This window comes from Clostridia bacterium (assembly GCA_028698525.1).
Lineage (GTDB): Bacteria > Bacillota > Clostridia > JAQVDB01 > JAQVDB01 > JAQVDB01.
Map to the genome: position 1 here is coordinate 1 of JAQVDB010000091.1, position 5,783 is coordinate 5,783.

Genomic DNA, 5,783 nt, shown 5'->3' on the forward strand with positions numbered 1-5,783 from the left:
TCTCGAAATGTAGCAAATAAGCCAAAGATGTTATATAATGATAAATATATTATTTTCAATTGATAATAAATTGGGGGAAAAAATAATGAGCAATTATTCGAATAATACTATAAAAGAAGAAAATAGGTATAAAGAAAGCAATAGGATATCATTGATTACAATTATAGGTAATATAATACTGACTATCGTAAAATTCATAGCGGGAATAATATCTAATAGTACAGCGATGATAGCTGATGCAGTACATTCTGGATCGGATATTATTTCTACCGTTGCAGTGATGATCGGTATGAATATATCGGAAAAGCCGGCGGATAGGGAGCACCCTTATGGACATGAAAAGGCGGAGTCGATAATGGCCAAGATATTAGCTTTATTGCTTTTTATTACTGCTCTAGGAATCGGTGTTGTAGCTGTAAAGACTATATTATCCGGAGATATAAGGGTACCCGGCACTTTTGCGCTATATGCAGCTGTATTGTCAATCGGGGTAAAAGAATGGATGTACAGAATCACTATCAATACTGCAGACAAAATCAAGAGCACCAGCATGAAAGCGGATGCATGGCATCATAGGTCAGATGCTATTTCTTCTATTGCTGCATTGATAGGTATAGCAGGTGCCAGGCTAGGCATTCCGGTGTTGGATCCCATAGCAGGTTTATCAGTAGCGGTTTTTATTATTAAGATTTCTTTTGATATTTATATGCAGGCTGTAAAAGAATTGATGGATACTGCTGCCAGCCCTGAAGTTATAGATAAGATCTTAAGGACTATAGCAGGTGTTGATGGTGTTATGAATATACATGCTATTAATACCAGAATGCACGGGGCTAGAATATACGTAGACATAAAGATATGTGTAAATAGATTTCTTTCCGTATATGAAGGACACGACATAAGTCATAAAGTCAAAGATGCAATAATGGAAAATGTGGATGATGTGAAAAACGTGTTGGTGCATGTGAATCCGTGTTTTAATACGGATGATGAGGGGAATAAAACACTTGAATGTGAGAGATGTGATAAAAAGAATTCTTTTGGATATAATTTGAGAAATTTTAGGAAGTATATGAGCAAGTGAATAGATTGTTTTAGCCGAATATTTATGAGCAGTTCACTAACCTTCAATATATAAGTTCCTGTTGGAAGGTTAAAACTAAACCTTTGTTCAGGGATTATTATATGCTCCCGGCATTACTTCTATAAAAGTAAAAAATAACCTTGAAAAATTAAAGGGATATAGAAAGAAGTGTAGAAATATATATATGGATATTTGCTTTAAAACAAGTATCTATATTATTTTACTTGGGGAGTAGTTTTATGAGGATAGAATTGAAGCTTAATGCGATGGGCAAGAATATAATTGATTTTAATTATAATCATTCCATAAATACTTTGTTGGATGATATAATGAAAGATGTGGATTATATAGACGATATGTCTGATTATGATGTAGAAATGTTTAATGGAACAAAATTAGGGTTATTTAACTTTTCCAGATTGCTTTTTAGAAAGTACAATGTTACAGCTGCTGGTATTGAGTTTGATGGTTATGCTAGGTTGTATATATCAAGCCCTTTTGAGCGGGTAATTCAGGGGATAATTGAAGGGCTGTCAAAACGCCAACAGATAGAGATTAACGGTATACATTTTTGTATAGAGAATATAAGTGAAAGAAAAGTATTTCTCACCGAGAAAGAGGATTTCAAGATGCTTTGCCCTACGGTAGTTCCATTGATGAGAGATGGAAGGCTTATTTTTTTGAATCCTCTGCAAAGCCTGTTTTATGAAGTTCTCAAGGAAATAACAGCGTTTAAGTGCAAACATATATATAAAAAGGAATTTGATTATGATTTTTTTAACATAGGGGTGATTAACCCGGAAAAATATAGTATGCAAAAGAGTGAAAATCTCATATGTTATGATGAACAATATATAAAAGGATATCTTTTTCCAGTATATATTGAAGCGCCTGTACATATAATGTCTCTGATATATGACTCTGGTCTAGGAGGCTATAATTCTCAGGGGTTTGGCATGTTGGAAAAGATTGGGAGATAATTCAACCGGATTTATTCCGGTTTTTTTGTTTAGTAAGTTGAATTAATAAGAATTTATAGTAAAATAAATGTAGTGTTAAATGCAAAGCGAGGAGACTGATAGTGGATAATAGACCTATAGGGGTTTTTGATTCGGGCGTGGGAGGACTTACTGTGGTCAAGGAGTTGATGAGACAGCTTCCAGATGAAAGTATTATATATTTAGGAGATACTGCAAGAGTCCCCTACGGAACCAAATCGAAAGAGACAGTAATAAAATTTTCTTTTCAATGCATACGTTTTTTAATCAGTCAGAACATTAAAATTATAGTGATAGCTTGTAATACCGCGAGTGCAATTGCCCTTGAGCAAGCTAAAAAGCATTTTGATATACCTATACTAGGCGTGATCAAGGCAGGGGCAAGATGTGCAGTAGAACAGACTAGAAACGGCAAAATAGGGATAATAGGCACTGAGGCTACTGTAAACAGCAGGGCATATGATGAAGAAATATTGAAAATAAAAGATGATGTAAAACTGTTTTCCACGCCCTGTCCGCTTTTTGTGTCTATTGCAGAAGAAGGCTGGAGCGATACAGAAGTTGCTCGTCTTACTGCAGAAAAGTATTTGCTTCCCCTAAAACAAAAAGGAATTGACAGCCTTTTGATGGGATGTACTCATTACCCCCTTTTAAAAAATACTATACACAAGGTGATGGGGGAAGATGTAAACCTTATAGACCCGGCGGTAGGTACAGCAGAAACTGTAAAACAAATTCTGAAACAATCCGATGCTCTCTGTGATAAAAGTACACCTTGTCGCCATGTTTATTATTCTAGCGATAATGGAGAAAAGTTTAAAAAGATAGCAAATATTTTTTTAGATAGAAAGATAGGGCGGGTTAAAAAAATTGATATAGAGGAATTTTAACTATTGAAAGGAGCTTGCATAGAATAAGGATATGAATAAAGACGTAATTGTATCTATAAAAGGAAAACAGATCAATCTAGATAAAGAGGAAGATATAATAGAACTCATAACAGAAGGGAAATTTTATTCAAAAGAAGGGAAGTATTATATAGTATACAAGGAATCTGAAATATCAGGTATGGAAGGTACCACTACTACTATAAAAATAGAGGATGATATGGTGTCGTTGATCAGGCTAGGTACAAATAACAGCCATTTAGTGTTTAGAAAAGGGACAAAGTATGTAAATTATTACAACACGCCATATGGTGACCTTCACATGGAAGTGTTTCCTACAAAAGTGGAATCTTATATATCAGATACCGAAGGTAGTATTGATTTGAGATATCATCTAGATGTAGGCGGGAGTTATGCAGGAGAAAACCAAATATTTGTAAGTTTCAAGGAGGGCAAAGCAAGTGACAGAAAACATGATAAAGCAAGTAAGAACACAGATAATTGATGTAATAGAAGACTCACTATATAAAGCAAGGGAAAAAGGAGCGATTGAATTTGAAAGATTGCCCCAGATAATAGTTGAAGTTCCAAACGATAAGACCCATGGAGATTTTTCATCCAATATTGCAATGCAGATTGTAAAGCAGGTGCGAAAGCCTCCTGCATACATAGCCAAAGCCATTATTGAGAATATCGATACACAGGGGACTTATATAGATAGAGTAGAAAGTGCCGGTCCGGGATTTATCAATTTTTATTTAAATAATGATTGGCTGTATGATGTGCTACGTGTCATATATGACCGAGGTAATGATTACGGCAGGGTAAATATAGGCAAAGGCAAAAAGGTGATGGTGGAATTTGTCAGCGCCAACCCCACAGGACCTATGCACATGGGTAACGCTAGAGGTGCAGCATTAGGGGATTCTCTTGCCAGCGTTTTAGATGCAGCTGGATATGATGTCACTAGAGAATTCTATATAAATGATGCAGGCAATCAGATAGAAAAATTTGGAGAGTCATTGGAAGCTAGGTATTTAGAGCTGTTGGGCAGAGAAGGCCATATTCCCGAGGGAGGTTATCAAGGCCAAGATATAACCCAGCATATGAAAGAATTTATAGATTTACATGGCGATAAATATTTGGATGTGGACCCAAAGGATAGAAAAAAAGTTTTTGTGGAATATGCCCTTAAAAAGAATATTGATAAGATAAAATCTGACCTAAAAAAGTTTGGTGTTGAATTTGATATATGGTTTTCTGAACGTACGTTACATGAAGGTGGAGAGATAGACAACACTATAGAACATCTTAAAAATAGCGGATATACATGCAGTAAAGAGGAGGCATTATGGTTCCAGGCATCTAAATTTGGAGTAGAAAAGGATGAGGTGTTGGTCAGGAATAATGGGTTACCTACATATTTTGCAGCTGATATTGCATATCATCGGAACAAATTTTTAGTGAGAAATTTCGATACGGTAATAGACATTTGGGGTGCTGATCACCACGGTCATGTAGCCAGAATGAAAGGTGCTATGCAGGCTTTGGGAATCCAACCTGATAGGCTCCAGGTAATTATAATGCAGCTAGTGAGGTTGCTTAAAAATGGAGAAGTAGCTAGGATGTCTAAAAGAAAGGGGCAAGCAGTTACCCTTTCTGACCTGATAGAGGAAGTGGGTAAAGATGCAGCCAGGTTTTTCTTTAACATGAGATCCGCCGGTAGCCACCTTGATTTTGATCTGGACTTAGCAGTTAAACAAAGCAATGAAAATCCTGTATTCTATGTTCAATATGCATATGCTAGAATTTGTAGCATAATAAGACAGATAGAGCAAGAAGGGGTGGATATGCCTTGTATATGCCAAGTGAATATGCATAGGCTAGGGGAGCCGGAGGAGCTGGAGTTGATGAGAAAGCTTGCGGATTATCCTGAAGAGATAACAATAGCTGCTAATTCCCTAGAACCTAGCAGAATAACCAGGTATATGTTGGATTTGGCATCGATTTTCCATACTTTTTATAACAGCTGCAGGGTTAGAGTAGAAGACCAAGAGCTGATGCATGCAAGACTTGCTTTGATAAGATGTACTCAGATTGTAATAAAAAATATTTTAGACTTGCTCAAAATTACTGCCCCTCAAAAAATGTAAGGAGAGGTGATTCTTTGTGAAACTGACTTGGTTGGGACATGCTTGCTTTAAAATGGAAGATGGAGACGGGACTTCAATAATAACAGATCCCTTTGATTCATCTGTAGGTTATACTGTTCCTAAAGAGAGCGGGGATATAGTCACTTGTAGTCATGATCATTTTGATCATAATTATACAGATGCTGTACAGGGCAATCCGGTTGTTATAGATGAACCGGGTGATTTTAATTTAAAGGGTATACGTATAAAGGGGATATCTTCTTTTCATGACGATGCTAATGGTGCTAAACGAGGTAAGAATATTATATATATATATATAGCATAGATGGATTGAAGGTTTGTCATTTAGGTGATTTGGGACACGCGCTTACTAGAGAACATGTTGCACAAATAGGAAAGATAGATGTATTATTGATTCCGGTAGGTGGAACATTTACTATCGATGCATCAGGTGCCATGAGGACAATAGACATGTTGAATCCTGCAGTTACAATTCCTATGCACTACAAGACCCCGGTTTTAAGCTTTTCACTGGATACAGTGGATAAATTTTTAAGTTTAGCGGGGGAATATCAAGAGGTAGATAATAACAGTATAGAAATAACTAAAAATAACATGGGCAAATTATCCAGAGTACTAGTACTTTCATATGAATAAAATA

5 protein-coding genes and 1 pseudogene are annotated in these 5,783 nt (G+C 36.1%); all 6 read left to right on the forward strand.

Features of this window, described 5'->3' with window-relative positions; translation table 11 throughout:
- Nucleotides 1-85 precede the first annotated feature (85 nt).
- The 6 genes and pseudogenes from PHP06_10265 to PHP06_10290 all read left to right on the forward strand — a co-directional run bounded on the left by PHP06_10265 (nucleotide 86) and on the right by PHP06_10290 (nucleotide 5,779).
- Entirely contained in the window at nucleotides 86-1,084 is a 999-nt protein-coding gene (locus PHP06_10265; protein ID MDD3840925.1) for a cation diffusion facilitator family transporter, read from the forward strand.
- Nucleotides 1,085-1,323: 239 nt separating this feature from the next.
- The gene (gene cas6, locus PHP06_10270; protein MDD3840926.1) at nucleotides 1,324-2,064 is read left to right on the forward strand and encodes a CRISPR-associated endoribonuclease Cas6; all 741 of its coding nucleotides are present in this window, start codon (nucleotides 1,324-1,326) and stop codon (nucleotides 2,062-2,064) included.
- A 101-nt stretch (nucleotides 2,065-2,165) separates the two neighbouring features.
- Entirely contained in the window at nucleotides 2,166-2,972 is an 807-nt protein-coding gene (gene murI, locus PHP06_10275) for a glutamate racemase (GenBank protein MDD3840927.1), read from the forward strand.
- 31 nt (nucleotides 2,973-3,003) lie between these two features.
- Entirely contained in the window at nucleotides 3,004-3,474 is a 471-nt protein-coding gene (locus tag PHP06_10280) for a DUF1934 domain-containing protein (GenBank protein ID MDD3840928.1), read from the forward strand.
- Nucleotides 3,443-5,122, forward strand: a complete 1,680-nt coding sequence (gene argS / locus PHP06_10285; GenBank protein MDD3840929.1) for an arginine--tRNA ligase — start codon at nucleotides 3,443-3,445, stop codon at nucleotides 5,120-5,122. The genes PHP06_10280 and argS overlap by 32 nt, the downstream gene beginning before the upstream one ends.
- A 16-nt stretch (nucleotides 5,123-5,138) precedes the next feature.
- Nucleotides 5,139-5,779 (forward strand): annotated as a pseudogene (locus PHP06_10290) (MBL fold metallo-hydrolase).
- Nucleotides 5,780-5,783: the final 4 nt, after the last annotated feature.

What these genes read in the sequence shown, in the direction of transcription:
- PHP06_10265 (MDD3840925.1), top strand. Translation starts at nt 86, where the DNA reads ATGAGCAATTATTCGAATAATACTATAAAAGAAGAAAATAGGTATAAA.
- cas6 (MDD3840926.1), top strand. Translation starts at nt 1,324, where the DNA reads ATGAGGATAGAATTGAAGCTTAATGCGATGGGCAAGAATATAATTGAT.
- PHP06_10280 (MDD3840928.1), top strand. Translation starts at nt 3,004, where the DNA reads ATGAATAAAGACGTAATTGTATCTATAAAAGGAAAACAGATCAATCTA.
- argS (MDD3840929.1), top strand. Translation starts at nt 3,443, where the DNA reads ATGATAAAGCAAGTAAGAACACAGATAATTGATGTAATAGAAGACTCA.